General features: G+C 30.0%; 12 protein-coding genes. 11 read left to right on the top strand and 1 reads right to left on the bottom strand.

The annotated features are described in order from the left end of the window. Positions 1–128: 128 nt before the first annotated feature. From J0J69_RS03935 to J0J69_RS03920, 4 genes are read left to right on the top strand one after another with little or no spacing between them, the layout of a single operon-like run. Complete coding sequence (locus J0J69_RS03935; RefSeq protein ID WP_212725665.1) at positions 129–3,461, top strand: sigma factor-like helix-turn-helix DNA-binding protein; 3,333 nt, start codon at positions 129–131, stop codon at positions 3,459–3,461. 36 nt (positions 3,462–3,497) lie between these two features. Beyond that, positions 3,498–3,665 carry a hypothetical protein gene (locus tag J0J69_RS03930; protein WP_212725664.1) on the top strand — a complete coding sequence of 56 codons (168 nt, stop codon included), beginning with the start codon at positions 3,498–3,500 and terminating at the stop codon, positions 3,663–3,665. Then, entirely contained in the window at positions 3,666–5,687 is a 2,022-nt protein-coding gene (locus J0J69_RS03925) for an AAA family ATPase (protein WP_212725663.1), read from the top strand. A 6-nt stretch (positions 5,688–5,693) separates the two neighbouring features. Then, complete coding sequence (locus tag J0J69_RS03920) at positions 5,694–6,146, top strand: hypothetical protein (RefSeq protein WP_212725662.1); 453 nt, start codon at positions 5,694–5,696, stop codon at positions 6,144–6,146. A 118-nt stretch (positions 6,147–6,264) separates the two neighbouring features. Here J0J69_RS03920 and J0J69_RS03915 read toward each other — a convergent pair whose 3' ends face one another. Continuing rightward, the gene (locus J0J69_RS03915; RefSeq protein WP_212725661.1) at positions 6,265–8,997 is read right to left on the bottom strand and encodes a UvrD-helicase domain-containing protein; all 2,733 of its coding nucleotides are present in this window, start codon (positions 8,995–8,997) and stop codon (positions 6,265–6,267) included. Positions 8,998–9,110: 113 nt separating this feature from the next. Between J0J69_RS03915 and J0J69_RS03910 the strand changes: the two genes are divergently transcribed. From J0J69_RS03910 to J0J69_RS03880, 7 genes are all read left to right on the top strand, one after another. After that, positions 9,111–10,046, top strand: a complete 936-nt coding sequence (locus J0J69_RS03910) for a hypothetical protein (RefSeq protein WP_212725660.1) — start codon at positions 9,111–9,113, stop codon at positions 10,044–10,046. Between the two features lie 210 nt (positions 10,047–10,256). Continuing rightward, a complete protein-coding gene (locus J0J69_RS03905) occupies positions 10,257–10,811 on the top strand; it encodes a restriction endonuclease subunit S (protein ID WP_212725659.1) in 555 nt (184 codons plus the stop codon). Between the two features lie 11 nt (positions 10,812–10,822). Beyond that, positions 10,823–12,145: an N-6 DNA methylase gene (locus J0J69_RS03900; protein WP_212725658.1), complete on the top strand. Its 1,323-nt coding sequence runs from the start codon at positions 10,823–10,825 to the stop codon at positions 12,143–12,145. Between the two features lie 166 nt (positions 12,146–12,311). Next, entirely contained in the window at positions 12,312–14,804 is a 2,493-nt protein-coding gene (locus J0J69_RS03895; protein ID WP_212725657.1) for a hypothetical protein, read from the top strand. A gap of 116 nt (positions 14,805–14,920) precedes the next feature. Beyond that, on the top strand, positions 14,921–15,433 hold the full coding sequence (locus J0J69_RS03890; protein WP_212725656.1) for a type I restriction-modification system subunit M N-terminal domain-containing protein: 513 nt from the start codon (positions 14,921–14,923) through the stop codon (positions 15,431–15,433). A gap of 298 nt (positions 15,434–15,731) precedes the next feature. Beyond that, positions 15,732–16,349, top strand: coding sequence for an SLATT domain-containing protein (locus J0J69_RS03885; RefSeq protein WP_272875217.1), 618 nt, complete (start codon positions 15,732–15,734; stop codon positions 16,347–16,349). After that, positions 16,349–17,671 (top strand): nucleotide-binding domain-containing protein, encoded by a 1,323-nt coding sequence (locus J0J69_RS03880; RefSeq protein WP_212725654.1) that lies wholly within the window; start codon positions 16,349–16,351, stop codon positions 17,669–17,671. Before J0J69_RS03885 ends, J0J69_RS03880 begins: the two co-directional genes overlap by 1 nt. Positions 17,672–17,720 lie beyond the last annotated feature (49 nt).

The following is a 17,720-nucleotide window of genomic DNA, read 5'->3' as shown; positions in this document are numbered from 1 at the left end:
TAACAACAATTTCGTCTAACAAAGCCTTATTTTAATTACCAGTTTGTATAGCAATGTAATAAATTGAATTTTTTTGTTGAATGAATTAGAATGAATTTAGAAGTATGATTCTAGGGAGATGACATTCAATGAGTGATTGTATTAGAAAACCAAAATATTTATTAAATATTGAAGATAATGTTAGTGATTTATTAAGTACTGTTTTAATTAGAGATGATACTGATCCAACTTGTTTTAAGTTAGAAAAATTAAGAGAGTATTATGTCAGTGATAGAAAACTATTTATGAGATTAATAGATGAACTTGGATTAAGAGGATATCGTGTAGAAACTCAAAAAGCCACAAATTTATTTCATGAAGTTTTAGTTGAACCAACACAAGTAATTTTTTGTGAAAGTAATGAAATGAACTTTTTAAAGATTCCATTTGATCAATATGGTCTATCCCGTTTGAATGAAAGGTTCAATATAAAATCGGATAAATTTTTTAATTATATTGCAATTGAGCAATTTACTTGCTTAAATGCAAACCTTAATATTCTCGGTTTAAAAAACGAGTTTGAAAAGAACGGTTTTAAATTTATAAATACTGAACAAATAAAAGAGTTGGGTTTACCAGTAGTAAGAAGTAATTCGTGTTATAAAGAAGAAATTCAACGAAAAGCAAGTACCTCTCTTTGTGATGAAGAAATAATAGTTATTGAAGTCGAAGACATGCTTGGTATACGAACGAATTTACAACTTCCAATTTCTTTCGTATATCCTGATGAACTAAAGAATATAAGTGTTGATATATTGTTCAATGAAAATAAATTTAATGCAATTAAAAGGTATTGCAATACTAATCAAATTACTGTTTTATATCAATTAACTAAACAACATTTAGTGAATTTTCTAAAATCCCCTGGAGTGGGTATTGGAAAATTTGAGCAATTGATACAGTTCCTTATGGATCAATGTTTAGATGTTAATCCAGATTCAATTAATAAAATAACGAGCTGTGAAATTACTTATGTTGGAGATGTGTTGATTGAAGATATTTTCGCGGAAAGGACCTATCTTCATTTCAGAGAATTTTGTAAAGGCCATGGAAAAGAAATAATAAGTGACTTAGATTCAAAGTTTTTAAGTCAATACTCACAGCAAAAAGGTGTTGGAAAAGCCAAATTTCAAAAAATTATGATAGCCTTAAAGTCATATGCAATTGACGATATAAATAAATATTTAGACAAAGCGTTAGTTATTAAAGAAGAGGGTGAATTTTTATTAGATTTATCTGTCACTGAGATTTTTGATGTGTTTTCTTTAGGTGAAGTTGAAGAGAAATCTACCAAGCTTAAGGATATTAACGGGGAGAAACTACTTGATTTAAAAGCAAAATATGATCCGTTTAAACTTATTAAATTAATGGATAAAATAGATAGTATTCGATCGTTAAATTCAATTGTAAGTGGAATTCAAGGTATCTTAAAAGAACGTGAATATGAATTCTTATTGTTACGTTACAAAGAAGGTTTGACATTGCAAGAAGTTGGAGATCAAATGGATGTCTCACGTGAACGTATTCGACAAGTTTTAGTTAAAGTAGTCCAAAAAATTAGAGGATATCTAGTAAAAAATGATTTTCTTTTAGCTATTTTCATGGAGACTAAAGGAAAGAGGTATATTTCAAAGCTTGAATTACAGAATAGATTAACGAATGAAAATCAATATATTATTTCAGTATTAAAAGAAGGAAACGATATAATTCATTATTATGAACCATTAGATCTATTTTATTGTAATAAGAATCACTTAGATGCTTCATTTATTGATGAGTATTTTGAACAATTACCTGATAGTTTCCGTTATTATGAATATTTACCAGAGTTTGAAGATGTTTTTGAATTACTCGGGATTAAAGGACCATCTGAAGAATTAATTGAAAAGTTATTAACTTATTATAAAATAAGAAGATATGGAGAATTGTGTTCTCGATTCCGCCTATATCAGTTAACAGCATTAGAGTATTTATTTAAATACAAGATAAGTCAATCAATTCGTTGTGACGAACAAGGAATAAGCGAATTAAGAAGATTGTCGAAATTATATTTAAACTTTGATTTAGAAGGTGCTGATCGAAGTATAGAAGCACGTATTCGTGATAGTCGAAATATTATCTTAGTTGATTCATTAACATTTTCATGGTTCGATGGTAAGTTTGAAGATAGTTTGTTAAGAGAAATAAAAGTATTTATTGATCAAATACTTGAAGTACATGGTCATATTAATGCTGATCAAATATTTGATCAGTTTAGTGATCGTGTTGCACGCTACAGTATCCATAATAAATTACATCTATATTCAATTATTCGTTATTTCTTTGATTCTGAATATAAAATTGGATCTAGAAATTCATTAATGATTTTTAAAAATGAACAATCAAAGAATACTATTAATTCATTGCTAGTTAATTATGTAAAGCAAGCTGGAGGATGTATTGACAAAGAGTTTCTAATGAATGAATTAAAGTGGCCAGAATATCGAGTAGTTCAGCGTGTGGCAGATAGTCCGGAAATCCTTTTATGGAGCCGTGATAAAATCCGATTAATCACAGATTTAAAAATTACTGAGGAACAAAGTAGTTACATCAATGAACTTGTTTCAAATTGTATGAGTTTAGGATACACTTCCGCAAATATGATTATCGATGAAATGTCTTTTGATTCAAATATTGCTACGATTTTTACACAAGAGAAGGAGCTAAATGATCCAATTAATTTAGCAAACTATATTAAAGTCTTAAATCCAAAAATTAAAGGTCATGCCAACTTCCTATACAATGAAGAAAGTCCTTTTAAAAATATTGAAGAATATATCTGTCATACATTATCACAACCGACAACTCGAATACAGTTAAAAGAATTACTCAATCGATTCGGTTATTCAGAGCAACGATATGGGAGGATGATTAATAATCTTATTGAATCATATAAATTAGTTGAATTGAGTCGTGATGAATTGATTTCAAGTGATTATTATTCAATGTGTGTGGAAGATGAAAAGATTGTTGTAGACTACTTAAAAGAAGTAATGCACGATAGTACGTATATGAGTTTATCCAAACTGATAGGATATCGAAGAAGTCTTCCAATTATTGAATATCAATGGACACCTCATTTACTAAAAAGTATTGCGATTAAGTTTGGATTTAAAGCAATAAATAAAATATATTCAGATTGGAGATACGATCCTGTTATTATTGTGAAATCAAATTCTTTAATTGAAACATATGAAGATTTAATTATAGATGTTCTAAATAATGAGTATAAAGGAAATATGCATATGTATGATATTTGTGATTATCTTATTGCAAAAGGATTGTTACGCATAAAAGATGGAGGAGAAAAAGTCTTTCCATATGAAATAAAAATGAGTCAAAAAATAAAAATTGATGAACTAGGAAATGTTAAATTAACTTAAGATTATTATTGGTTAATAAAGAGAGGATGAGACGACGTGATTAATGAAGACTTACATCAAAAAATAAAGAAGTTACCTCAAGATTATGCATATTTAGCAAATTATTTGCTTGTACAGGTTTCAAAGGGAAATAAAACTCAAACTCAAATTATAGAGGATTTAAAACAAGAAATAAAACAGCTTATTTCAGAGGAGTTAGAATAGATGAAATTACAACAAATGAGAATAAAAAATTTCCGCCAATTTTATGGGGAACAGCAAATTATATTTGCGCAAGATAATGAAAATATAACAATTATTTTTGGAGAAAATGGAAAAGGGAAGACAGGGATTTTTAGAGCGTTGATGTATTGTTTATTTGGAAGCACACATCTCCAACAAGATGATCCTAAAGAAACTATACATTTGGTCAATCTGTTAAAACTCGAAGAACAATTAGGACTACCTGTGGAAGCCTTAGTTGAAGTTGAGTTCGAGCATAAGGGAAAACAATATACATTATCACGTAGTTTAAAAGGATTAAAAAGAGATTCGAAAATCCAAGAGAAAACTGGTTTGGTAAGTTTAACTATTGCTTATGATGGAAATGTGTTAAAAGTTACAAAAGATGAGTTAGAAGTTAGTCAGGAAATTAATAATATTATTGATGAAAAGATTAAAGATTTCTTCTTATTTGATGCAGAGAAGATTGATACTTTAACTAAGACAGATGCCTCTGTAAAAGAAGAAGTAAAGACAGGGATTGTCAAATTATTAGATATTGATAAATTAGAAATGGCCATCAATATTTTATCTAAAATGTATACAACAGAACGAAAGAGAATTTTATCATCTGCTCAAAATCTTGATCTAACAACAAAAGAAAATAAAATTGATCAAGCAAAAGAAAAGTTGAAACAATTAAAAATTGAGATTACTGAAACAGAGAAAAGTAAAAATCAGTGTAAGCAAGTTATTGAGAAACTAGAAGATTTTCTTAGTTTAAATAAAGATGTGAAGGATTTACAAGATAAATGTAAGACTGAGAAACTTAAACAGCAATTAACACAAAATACTCTTGAAGAAGTAAAGCAGATTCTTAGAAGAGAATTAGTGAATAGTAGCCATCAAGTCATGCTAAAAGATTATTTTATGTCTGCTAAGACTTATCTGGACCAACTTGTAATAAAGCAAGAAGATTTAATTTCAATTCAAATTATTGAAAAATCATTACAAGATAAACTATGTGCATGTTGTCAAACACCTCTTGAAATAGGATCGAAAGCTTTAGAAGTCATTGAAGAATTAAAGAGTAATTATAAACGTACAGAATTAACTCCAGTTATTTCTCAAATGACTTCTGTTATGCATGATTTTTCAATACAAGAACAAGAATCACTTCAAATTTTAGCAGAGAAGATAACTAAGTATAAACAGCTTAAAAGTGAACAGCAAGAGATTGAATATAAGATTGAAGTTTTAAATCAAGAGATAAGTGAAAAAGCACAAGGACAAGAAGATTTAAAGAAATGTGAACAAGATTTAAAACAAAAACAGCATGAGTTAAGTAAATTGGAACAGAATATCAATTTATTAAACTTACAAGTAGATCAAACACAAAAAGATATTCACGAATTAGAAAAAGAATTTAACAACTTATTACGTGAAAATGAGAGCTTAAAAGTAGAGTACAAAATGTTAGAGCATATTTCTAAATTGAAAGAAAAATTAGATCAAATTTTTAATGAGTATAGTGTGGATATGCGTTCTAAATTAACAGCTGAAACAACAAAAATTTTCAAAAAGTTAATTGATAAAAAGGATGTTGATTTAATAAATAAGATTGAGATTAATGAGAAATATGAAATTGAGTTAATGGGGTGGGATAATATTAATATTACCCAAGATATTTCTCAGGGGCAACGACAGGTTGTTGCTTTATCATTTATCACGGCTTTAGCTAAGGTAGCTGCTGGAGATGAAGTCACTATCGATTTCCCATTGTTTATGGATACCCCATTTGGACGTATTAGTGGAAATAACCGAGATCATCTAATTGAAAATATCCCTGGTTTAACATCACAATGGATTCTTCTTTTAACAGATACAGAATTATCGCGTGTAGAAGAAGAGAAATTTAAAGAAACTAAAAAATTAGGACGATGGTATAAACTAGAACAAATTTCAAAAGGTCATTCACAAATTGTTGAACTTAGTCTGAATGCCACGATGTCGACAAGGGGGTAAGAGTAAATGGATTTTTTACAAGAGCAAGCGTTACTATATTCTAGCCAAAGATATGAAAATATTTATTTCCACTTTAATGAAGCATATGGAATTAAATATCATGAATTTTTCTTATTATGTGCAACAATTGGATTTAAAAATAATCGTTTAGAAGCGTTCACTAAAAAAGGACGTGAGTTCCGTACGAACTACTTTAATACGAAGCAAAAAGTATCATTTTACACGATGGTGTTATGTGATAATGAACTTGGGCGAGACTTAGAAGCATTTAGTGATCCAGGGTTTATTTCAATGGCTCGTAAGAAAATTCAGTTTTATGCTGAAGGTGGAATGAGTATTTTGGTAGAGTCTGTGTTTAAATCCCGTTTTGATGGTCATTATTTAGATGAAACATATACCGATTATGATGTAGATGTTTTAATGTATATTAATGATCAAGCAACAACTGTTCCATTTTAATCAAAATAAAAAGATAGCAAATTATGCTATCTTTGTAAGCAGGTAATATAAACCTGTCTATTTTGACCTCCAACTTTGAGCTAAAATGAAGCTATCAAGGAAAAGGAGGTCAATTTTTTTATTTTTGTTCATCTATTAAGAATACAGTTAAATCATCTGTTGCACGGGTTAGAGCAGTATAGACCCGTGCTTTTTCGAACTGATCAAAATTATCTGTGTGGGGAAGTGGGATGATTGTACTAAAGAATTCAAGGCCTTTAACGTAATCAATTGAGGTTAGTGTTAGTTTTTGTGGTTTGATTGTTCTGTTTCCATCGAATATATCAATTAGTCCACGTTCAATTTGTGATTTTAATAGGATTTGAAGAAGTGTAAATTGAACTTTATTAAGGGCAATGATGGCACATGATTTGTTTGAAGGAAGGAATTTGACTTTTTCTTGAATCCAATTGTCATTGATTAGTGTTGTTAATTCTTTTAAAGAGGAAATCATTTGTTGCTTAATTGGATAGCCTGAAACAACGCCTAAATTTTTATAGTCGTAGTTAATGATATATTGTTGTGCTTCTTTGACAATTGGTTTTGTTGAACGCCAATTATATTGTAACTCATAGAATTTTGCTTTATATAACTGACAATGTTTTTCCCAACTTCTAAAATTGTTATAACCAAAGATATTTTGATTAACGTCCCCTACAAATAGGACACGTTGTGAATTAATAGCATGGAATAAGACGAATTCAAACGCAGGAATATCTTGTGCTTCATCAATAAAGAAATAAGTATCTTTATAAAATTCCGAGGTGTTTGGATAAAGTGTAAAGTAATAATGAATCCAAAGTAGGATGTTATCTGCTTCAGTGCTTATTAAATGATTGGGTGTGAGGTTATTTAATAGTTGTACAATAGTATTAATAGTAGTGTTGATTTGTTCAACTTTTTTATCATTAAAATTCACTTTATTTTGAAGTTGTTTAAATCGTTGCTGATCGTTTTGATAATTGAATTTAGTAGACGTTTGTGTTCTTACTAATTGTTTGATTTCTTTTGATAACTCAGATAAACGAGATTCGGATATTTCTAATTCGTCATGTAATGTAATGTATTTTTCCAATAGTTGATTGTATTTTTTTTCACCTTTATTGTAGTCATCACTTATATAATCAAGAAATGCTTGCGTTGTTTCTTTTAGTTTAAGAGAAAGGTTGACTTGATTTTGGTACTCATGATCACTATCAATCTGATTAAGGAGTTGTTCGTGAAATGTAACTGTTTCCTCAAGCTGCTGTTTATACGTTTCATAAGTTTGCTTGATTGGTAAGTGGTGCTCTTCTATTTCATTTACTTGTGTCAAAACAAGGTCGTGTTGAATTTGAAGGTCGTTAGTTAACAGTTTAAGGTTATAGATTTCATTTTGTTTTTTATTAATGATAATCGCTAATTCTTCTAAAAGATTTTCCTTTTCTTTAATACTGTCTTGAAGTTGTCTATATTCTATGCTTTCACTAAACTTTTCAAGTACCGATGTAAAAGAAGAAAGAAACGTTTCGAAATTGTTGAATTCATCTATAAGATTTAATTGAAAAAGGTTTTTTAATTTTTTTACTTCGCTTTTTAGTTGATTCCATGGAACAGAATTGATAATCGTCTGTGTCATTGATTTGACTGTACTTGAAACTGGAGATAATTTGTATTCGTCGGCTGTTAGATGATTGTTCAATTGTAATTGGTCTAGGTTTAATAAATCGAGTTGATCATTAATTCTAGTTGTAAGTGTGGTTACATATTGGTTAATTTGATCTAAATAATTGATATAGAAATTAAGGCGGGATAGTGTTTGTACTTTTTGGTGACTTTCAATCCCCATATTAGCTAAAGAATCTTCAATGTAGTGTGCAAAATGTTCATTTGGCCCTAAAGCAATTGCTTCATGAATCAATTTATTATATAGAAGATATGAGATACGATGAATCCCGACGGAAGTTTTTCCAGTTCCAGCTCCTCCTTGAATGAAGAGTGGAGTATTCACATCTTCTCGTACAATTTGATGTTGAGTTCCGGTCATGGTCCAGAAAATTTCTTGTAATTCTGAACTATTCGTTTTTAGTCGTGTTTGGTAAAGTTCATCTTCTGATAGGGAATCAATTAAATATTTGTCCATATTTTCAGTAGTCATTTGAGACATCTCTCTACTAAATTCTACTTCATTTAGATTAGTAATTTTCTTAGTACTGCTATTAAAATGAATATCTCGACGTTTTTGAATAAAGTATTTATCGTTTCCGATTAAGATTTGACTAGCAGCTAGACGATTCTGCATAAGTAGTTGACCATAAAGTGGTGAGTTAACAGAGTGTACTATTTGCTCTTCAGTAATATGAACATCGTAGGCTCCTAGCCGAACACTGTTGGGTTGCCCTTTTATCTCGTAGAAGAGATGATATTTAAATGGATCATTCATAATTTTTTCGTATAACTTACTTTTACGTTTAATACTTTCAGCAGATTCAAAAGCTTCAATTTGATATTTATTGTTTCGCTGAAAATAAATATTTTTTAACTCCTCAATCTCATAACCAAAATGTTCAATAATTTGATTCGCATAGTGTTGCTCTTCTTCCTCTGCCGATTTGAAATATAATTTAGTAGAAGATTGATTTAAATTTTCTGCTGGAAGGGGCGCCCCCTCATATAAAAAATAGCTTACGCCAAATTTATCCTTATGGACGCTAATGTCTGTCGCTTTATTAGGAAACTTTATAATATAATAGTTAGAATCAATGATAGAGGTGATGGTACCAACTTTTCGTTTCCCATTTTCCATCGTATAGACTGAATTACCGATTTGCATGTGATTTGCCCCCAATATTTTCTACTCTTTTCATTCAAGAAATGATTTGTTATGATAAAATTATACAATATTCTGTAAAAAACAACCAGAGGATAGAAAAGGGAGAGAGAAATGTGAATGGAAAGGTACTTTATGAGGAATGGTTTTTAGATATAAGTAGTATATTTACAATTTATTTGCCAACTATTCAATTTGATGAACAAGCAAAGTGTTTTACGGTGGATGATACTGTAGATGGATCTAGATATATGAAAGAAATTATTGGTGAGATTAAAGTCAATTATAAAACAAAAGAATTATTAGTTTATAAGATGTATGAGATCATTTTTGAACGAATGAAAAAACATTTTGAAGTATCCGGTAAATCTATTAGTAAAGACAGAGTTTTTGTCACTTGTATAGAAAGGCTTTTTGAACAGATGATTAGAAATTCTGCCTTACAAGAGACGTATTCAATCTTGTTAGGAAATGTTTTAACTCCGACCTTACGTGAACGTGAGAACATTATTAGGAATTTAGAAACGCTACGACTACTCAAGCAGTTGAGAACTTTACAAGACTATTGGGATCTACAGCCAGATAATGATGCTATTCAAAAAGACGTAAAACAAAATAATCTTGAGGAAGATGAGCAAGAATTATTGTCAACGAATTCTGTAGGTTCAATATCTACAGAAGAAATAGAGCAATTAGAAATTGCCATTGAATTAATTCAATTATTGGAGAAAAAAGAAAAATCAAATTTAGTAAGAAGAATTACTAGTCCAGCTAATCATCCATTTATACAGCTTTACCATACAGAATCAGGACACTATCAAATGGTACGATTAGCGAATGAGGATCAAGTTTCAATTGTTACCAATGAATTTCAACAATATAGTCGATATAATGAAAAGTTAGATTTATATATCGTCGAAAATTTAATGAGTAATCCTAAAATAATATATATAGAAAATTTAAATGAAAAAATTAATAATGGAGAAGTCATTTATAATCAAAAAAATAAAAAGTTAATATATAAAAAAATGAACCAATATAGAATATATTAGGTAGCGTACAAATGGAATATTATAAAATGGCCAATTTTACTCTTAAATACTTTGAGGGCTCAATTCGAGCCCTCTGTTTTTAAATCATCAATACCAAGGCGAAAAAATGCTTAACAAAAAAGTTGACCAAGGCGAAAGGATGCTGTATAATTGAAGCAAAGCGAGAGGATGCCTTGATAAATTCTCTTGTGATGAATGGAGGAATATTAAATGAAGTTATCAGATTTATGTAGAGTAAAAAGTGGTTTTCAAGGAAGATCTTCTGAAGGAAAGACTTATAAGCAGATTAAGTTAAAGGATGTAACTAAGGAAGGAATTATTTTATTTGATCAGTTAACCGAGTTTGAATCTCAAAATGTGAATGAGCGTTTCTTTCTAAAGAAGAATGATATTATTTTTAAAGCGAAATGTGCAGAGAATTCAGCAGCTCTTATTGAAGAGGACTTAGCTGATACGGTTGCAACTTCTCACTTCTTAGTGTTAACGGTGAATAATGTAAATCAAGTTGATCCAGCTTATTTAGCTATGTATTTGAATTCAGATTTTGCCCAATCATATTTTAAAATAAATGCTCAAGGGGTAACGGTGCCGATGATTCGGCTATCGACGTTAGAGGAATTAGATGTGAAACTCCCCACGATTGAAAAACAACGTGAAGTAGCAAAAGCTTATCAATTGCTGAAAGATGAAAGAGCAGTGATGGAACAGCTAATTCAAAATCGTGAAAAACAATTTAAGGCGTATTTACAAAATTTACTAGGATAGGGGATGGAAAAATGAAGAACATTCAAAATTATGCATACAAATTCAGTGATTTATTAAGAGGAAGTTTTGATTCAAGCTCTGCTGGTCAACTCATTCGAACATTTACTTTTCTTCATCAATTAGAAAGAGAATTATTGGAGGAAAATGAAGTATTCACATCACAACTACAAGGGTGTTTTGATTTGAAAGAAGCAACTTGTAAGGATGAGATGATTCAGTCCTTAAAGTCATTTATTGATCAAAATGCTGAACTGAATTGGTTACAAGATAGCTTCTCCGATATTGACCGTTTAGATAATGATAAACTTTTTAAACAAGTCATTGATTTTTTAAATTCGGTTTCGTTTGAACAATCTTCTATAGAAGTATTTCAAAAATGTTCATTTTATTTAAGTTTACAAGATCGTTTTAGTTTTGAAACGCCAGCATCGCTTGCTTTGTTATCAAAGGAGTTATTAACTAATACTTCATTTGAAACACTATATGATCCGGCAATTGGCTCAGGGAGTTTAGCTTATGAAGTGAGTCAAGGTCATCAAGATGTGCTCATTTATGGTCAAGAAATCAATCGTCAAGCCTTAAATCAATGCAGAATGTTACTGACTTTAACAGGACGTATTCACGAATTGGCTTATTTAAAAGAGGGACATACATTGATTGATCCTAAGCATGTAGAAGGAACAACGCTTCAAAAGTTTGATTGCATCGTTTGTCAGCCACCATTTGGATTAAAGGACTGGGGAATGGAGCAGGTGATGGATGATGCTCGTTTTCACCGTGGGGTTCCACCACGATCAAGTGCAGACTTTGCTTTCATAACACAAGTTGTTGAAAGCTTAAATGAGACGGGAAAAGCAGTGATGATTGTACCATCAGGTGTTTTATTCCGAGAATCACGTGAAGGAGACATTCGAAAACAATTAATCGAAGAAAATTTAGTTGAAACGGTTATTTCTTTGCCTGGGAATATGCTATATGGAACGGCGTTACCCGTTAATATTGTTATCTTTGATAAACAAAAGAAAACAAATGATATTTTCTTTATGAACGCAACGTCATTTGTTGAGAAAAATCGTACGTTAAATACATTGTTAGAGCAATCGATCAAGGAAATCGGACAACTATATCATACTCGTGAAGAACGACAAGAAGTATCTAAGTTAGTATCTTTAGAACAAGTTCAAGAAAACCGTTATAACTTAATGGTGGAACGCTATGTCACACCAAAAGTAAAACAAGAGAAGTTTGATGTAGAGGCTTTAAAAGCTGAACATGAAAAATTAAATAAACAGTTGATGATAATCCAGCATCAATTACAAGAAATATTAGGATAATACTGACTTTTTCAGCACTATTCAGTGATGGTTTCGTAGTTATTTCAATCAGGATTATGTTTATTTAGAAGATCATTTTAGAGAAATAATTTAGTGATGTACGGAATGGAGAAACATGAAGATAAATAGATTAAGAAATTTATAAATATTTAATGGAGAGTGAAAGATGAATGTAATAAAAATAGGTATTTTTACTTTTTTAATTTCAATAGTTATTTTTGTATATACAGTTGTTATAGATCAAGGTTTTTTCCCTTCCTTCTTCTACATTGATGGAACAAATAGAGATATAGAGAGTTTGGTTAATACAATTTGGGGGATACAAGTTACTATCTCACTAGTATCTATAACTCTTGTGTCAATTATTGTTGGAAAGATGGATAGGAAATTATACGGGTTAAAGATAAGTGATTTACTTGCTATTCATAAAAAAAGCTATTTTAAGCTTACTTATTTTGAATGTATTGGACTTGTAGTCATTTTAGCAGGGATAAATATTTTTTCGGTTATTCATGTCTCATTGCCAGCAACGATGTTATTTTTTATTATTAATCTTATTTTGTTAGGTTATATATTATTGAAGACGTATGATGTATTAACTAAGGAAGAACAATATATTCAAATGAGTGGGGAATACTTACAGTCTGAATTGATGCTAAAGGTAGAAAATAAACCTTCACGCTTTATAGAACTGCTTAAGAATTTGTTGGAAGAGACACAATTAGCTATTTATACGAATAATATATTAGTTATTCAAGAAAATTTGGAATGCTTATTCTTATTTTTAAAACGAATATCAAATATTGAAAATAATGAATCAGTACTCAAAGAAATTTTATCTGTTTATGAGGAATTAATGAAACAGTTACTTAAAAGTCGCTTTCAAGGACTATATATTCAAACACTTAAAAGCTTTTTGAGTTTAGAACGATGTACTCAAACATTAATAGCACATTTTATTGATATGCAAATTGATAACCTGAGTGAGTTTTGTCATGAATCTCTTAATGAGTCAGAATATAAAGAGATTATGAACTTTTTATTGATTGATTTGATAAAAGAAGATAGTGTATCTGAAATAATTCCTTCAAAAGAGATGTCGTATTACCTTGTTAGAGCCTATTACGGAAGATACCGAAATATCCTGCATAGTGCACAAGAGGATGAAGTTTTAAATGATTTTATCCGTCATATTATGATTCATGAGATAGATAGAAGAGATGATTATCTAACTGATGTTAGATACAGTACAGTATTAAGGCTATCTAAATTATTATTTGATTGTAATGATGTAGGAAGTTTTACTAAAGTATTACAAGAACTTTATAAATCTAATTCATTTAGCATTAGCCACGGGGAATTCGAAAATCTAAAAGTATATTTAATTTTGATGCAGTTAAATATTTATTGTTATTATGCTATAGCAAAAGAAGACTACTTTACAGATGCTACGAAAAATAAAATTGAACAATTCTTATTGGTGATGGATGATGATGGAACAAAAGAGGTATTTAGTTTAAGTGCCTTTATTCCTATAATAGACTATAAATGCTGGAGACAATATGAAATTTTAGAGAAAAGTCTCACTAGTTGGGAGTATATGCCCTATGGTAAGGCAAAGTGGATGTGCATGGAATCAGCTATTTCTGAGTTTTATTTCTTATATACGATTTGCTTTGTTCGAAGCTATGAGCTAGAAAAGATATATGATTTATTAAAGAATAAGAAGTTGCTACTAGATATGCTAGAATTTTATAATAAAGATGGAGAGTTAAAGCCATCAATGGAAAAGCAATTACAAACTTTTAAAAAGATATATTTAAAGGATAAAGCGAGAGGTAGAGATAATGCGAAAGATTTTTATCAATTTTTGAGTGATAAAAAAGTGTTACAAGAAATTCTACAAGAAAAATCTTATTCTGCTAATCCAAAAATGTGTATGTATCGTAATAAATTAATTAGTGCGTTTAATAAACTTTTAAGTGATAACTCAGCCATATATAAAATAAATGATGACATGGAATCATCGATTACATCATTTCAATCAGCATTTTTAATTTTAAATTCTGTTTTAACTGAGCAGATTCCTTTAACGGGAACAACATTTGAGCAATTGATGATAGATAAATTTAATAGGTCTATTATTAATCAATTGAAAGATAAATTAATTGACTATCAAATAAATTATTCTCAAATAGAAAAGGTTAAAAGTTTATTGGCTCTTTTTGATCAGCAGGGATTAAAACCTAGTTTACGATTAAATGCGTCTTTATTAGAAAATTGGTTCTTTAAATCAAATGAATCCGACGAAGCAATTAAGTTATTTGATGATTTTGAGGATTCACTAAGTAGCATTGATGACTATATCCATAATCAGTATACCTATTACCTAGATATGAATAATGAATATATTGGAATTAAGATTAAGAATGTTGGGATTCGATATTTAACAGATCATGAAATTCTAACTGAAGCTAAAAAGTATTTAGTAGACGATGTATATCGTGTCAATGTGGCGAATAATCTGTATCTGACATTTACTGAAAGTCAAATTAAAGAATATATTCAAAATAAATTTCAAGTATTTGAGGTCGAATTTGATGTCCATATCCCTGCGGGTATAAGAGGTATAGAAGTTAAAGTTGAATACGACAAATAGAATTAAATCATACAGATTTTTAAAAGTTATCGTTGTAATTTGTTCCTTATTGTAATCCAAATTCAATAAGTTTAAAATAATAGTTATACTAGGTATCGCATTAGGAGGAAAATAGAATGGCTACAATTGGTTTTGAAGAGAAGCTGTGGCAGGCAGCAGATAAATTACGTAATAATATGAATCCATCGGAGTATCAGCACGTGGTACTTGGGTTGATTTTCTTAAAATATGTGTCGGATACGTTTAATGAGCGTTATGTAGAGTTATTAGCAGATGATCCAGAGTTTGCTGAAGATCGTGACGAATATATTTCTGAAGGTGTGTTCTGGGTTCCAGAACATGCGCGTTGGAGTTATATTTCTGACCATTCTAAACAACCTGAAATCGGTCAGATAGTGGATCAGGCTCTTGATTCAATTGAAAAAGAGAATGACTCATTACGTGGGGTGCTTCCTAAAAATTATTCACGCCCAGAACTTGATAAACGTATTTTAGGTGAAATCATCGACTTATTTACCAATATTAATGTGGGTGGTGAAGACGCTCGTGATAAAGACGTCTTAGGTCGTGTTTATGAATATTTCTTAGGGAAATTCGGAGCGAATGAAGGTGGAGAATTCTATATATAATAAAAGTCAAGAGTGTTCATAATAATTTATTGAAAAATATTAAATTAGTGTACAAAGAGGATTAGTGTTATCTAATATTAGTGCAGATCAAGTGTTCTAAGAGTTGAACAGTAATTTATATTTTTAAGGATAGTAGGAGTTTAATTAATATTGTTTCTATCATTAAAAATGTAAATTATTAAATTTCATAAGAATAGTAGATTGAGATTTTTTAGGGATTTCTAATATTTAAGACTCTTTTGGTAAAAGTTGAATATATGATAAAATTAATAATAAATAGTAGTAAAAAAAGTAATTAATGGAGAAAACCAAAATAAAGATTAAGCATGAAAAGGGAGTGGGCATCATTACAAGAATCAATGTAATAGAAAGTCATTTAAGACAGGTATTTATGAGTGTGGTATGGACACATAAGATTCAAGCACAACAGGGAGATATCTATCTGTGGCGAAAGAATATGTGTGAACTTATTCAAATTATTGCATCAGTATTATCCACATCGGGGATTATAACAGCGGTTTTCTGGGATGAAACATGTGTGAAAATACTGAGTGCTTTAGCATCTGGAGTATCTTTATTTATAACTGCGTATTGTAAACAGTATGATTTAGGAACATTGCATAAAAAACACAAAGAAGTCGAATTAGAGTGGTTAGAACTTCGAGAAGATTTTGTTTCAATCTTATGTGATATTAGAATGGAACGTTATACATATGAAGAGTTATTAAGTAAACGTGACGAATTACTGAATAGAAAATTGGAATTGTCTAAGCGAACACCTGATGCCAGTAAAGAAGCAGTTGATCAGGCTTCACAATGTTTAAAGATGAGAAAAGATAATACTTTCTCTGATGAAGAAATTGATAGTTGTCTACCATCGGAAGCAAAAAAATTAAAGCAGGAGAATGTGAGATAATGGGGTTAACAGAAGATTTTAAAGTATTTATTGAGGCTTTAGAACCTGATAAATTGAGTGAAATGGAAACAACGGTTGGAGAAATAGCAAAAAAGTTAAATAATGAGTATTATGGATTAACGGGTGATGATGCTTCTCATATGTATATTGTTGGTTCAGTAGGCAGAGGAACGTGTATTAAAGGGATTAGTGATTTAGATATTTTATTTGATTTGCCAGATGAAGTATTTAAGCGTTTTGATTCATATAAAACATTAAAACAAACCTCACTTCTTCAAGAGATTAGACGAGTTTTGAAAGAGCGTTATCCTAAAACGGATATCTCGGGTGATGGCCAAGTGGTAGTAATTGAATTTGATAAATATACGGTTGAGTTAGTACCTGGATTCAAACAATCGGATAATCGCTTTAAATATCCTGATACAAATGATGGGGGGAGTTGGAAATATACTGATCCCTTACCTGAGATGGAAGAAAGCCATTCGATGATGACTAAAACAAATCAAAATTTTAAGCATATTGCTAATATGATGAGAGCGTGGAAAAATAAACAAGGATTTAAGTTTGGGGGATTATTAATTGATACTCTAACTTATAAATTTTTAAATGAACACACTCAATATTGGTATATTGGATTTGATCAGTATTTTGATATGACTTTAGAGCTTTTCAACTTTTTAAAAGATTTGAATCAAGAGCAGAGTTATTGGTTTGCTTTAGGAAGTAATCAAAAAGTTTATAATTGTGAAAATGGAAAATTCGTTACTAAAGCTCAAGAAGCTTATGACATTTTGAAGGAATTAACTGAAAGTTCCTCCTCTATCAACAATAAGTTAAGGAATGTATTTGGAAGTAAGTTCCCCAAAAAGTTAACAGAAGAAAATCGTAATTTTGGTTATTCTGATGTGAAACAGACAGAACAATTTATTGAGGACTTATACCCAATTGATATTAAATATAGTATTAGTATTGATTGTACAGTGATACAAAATGGTTTTCAAACGCGAAGATTAAAACAGATGCTACGAGAGAAATTACCACTATTACCTCAGAAAAAATTAGAATTTTATATTGATGAGATGGACAGTGAATTAAAAGAAAACCCTTCATCATTCGATATCTATTGGAAAGTTAAAAATGAAGGAGAAGTAGCTTATCAACGAAACTGTTTAAGGGGGCAAATAGAGAGGACTAATTCCTATAAACAAATCGAACACAGTACTTTTAAAGGAAAGCACTTTGTTGAGTGTTATATTATCCAAAATGGTGTGTGTGTTGCTCGATCTCGTATCATTGTTCCGATTTCTCAATCGATTTATTAATATACTATCTATTAAATTTAGTAGTAAGCAGTATAGCACTACGAATCTC

Origin of the sequence: Turicibacter bilis (genome assembly GCF_024499055.1) — a bacterium.
In the GTDB taxonomy this organism is placed as follows: domain Bacteria; phylum Bacillota_I; class Bacilli_A; order MOL361; family Turicibacteraceae; genus Turicibacter; species Turicibacter bilis.
The sequence above is the reverse complement of the archived record's forward strand: the minus strand, read 5'-3'. Positions and strand labels throughout refer to the sequence as shown.

Coding starts and splice junctions, on each gene's coding strand:
- J0J69_RS03935 (WP_212725665.1), top strand. CDS start 129: ATGAGTGATTGTATTAGAAAACCAAAATATTTATTAAATATTGAAGAT.
- J0J69_RS03925 (WP_212725663.1), top strand. CDS start 3,666: ATGAAATTACAACAAATGAGAATAAAAAATTTCCGCCAATTTTATGGG.
- J0J69_RS03920 (WP_212725662.1), top strand. CDS start 5,694: ATGGATTTTTTACAAGAGCAAGCGTTACTATATTCTAGCCAAAGATAT.
- J0J69_RS03915 (WP_212725661.1), bottom strand. CDS start 8,997: ATGCAAATCGGTAATTCAGTCTATACGATGGAAAATGGGAAACGAAAA.
- J0J69_RS03905 (WP_212725659.1), top strand. CDS start 10,257: ATGAAGTTATCAGATTTATGTAGAGTAAAAAGTGGTTTTCAAGGAAGA.
- J0J69_RS03900 (WP_212725658.1), top strand. CDS start 10,823: ATGAAGAACATTCAAAATTATGCATACAAATTCAGTGATTTATTAAGA.
- J0J69_RS03895 (WP_212725657.1), top strand. CDS start 12,312: ATGAATGTAATAAAAATAGGTATTTTTACTTTTTTAATTTCAATAGTT.
- J0J69_RS03890 (WP_212725656.1), top strand. CDS start 14,921: ATGGCTACAATTGGTTTTGAAGAGAAGCTGTGGCAGGCAGCAGATAAA.
- J0J69_RS03885 (WP_272875217.1), top strand. CDS start 15,732: ATGGAGAAAACCAAAATAAAGATTAAGCATGAAAAGGGAGTGGGCATC.
- J0J69_RS03880 (WP_212725654.1), top strand. CDS start 16,349: ATGGGGTTAACAGAAGATTTTAAAGTATTTATTGAGGCTTTAGAACCT.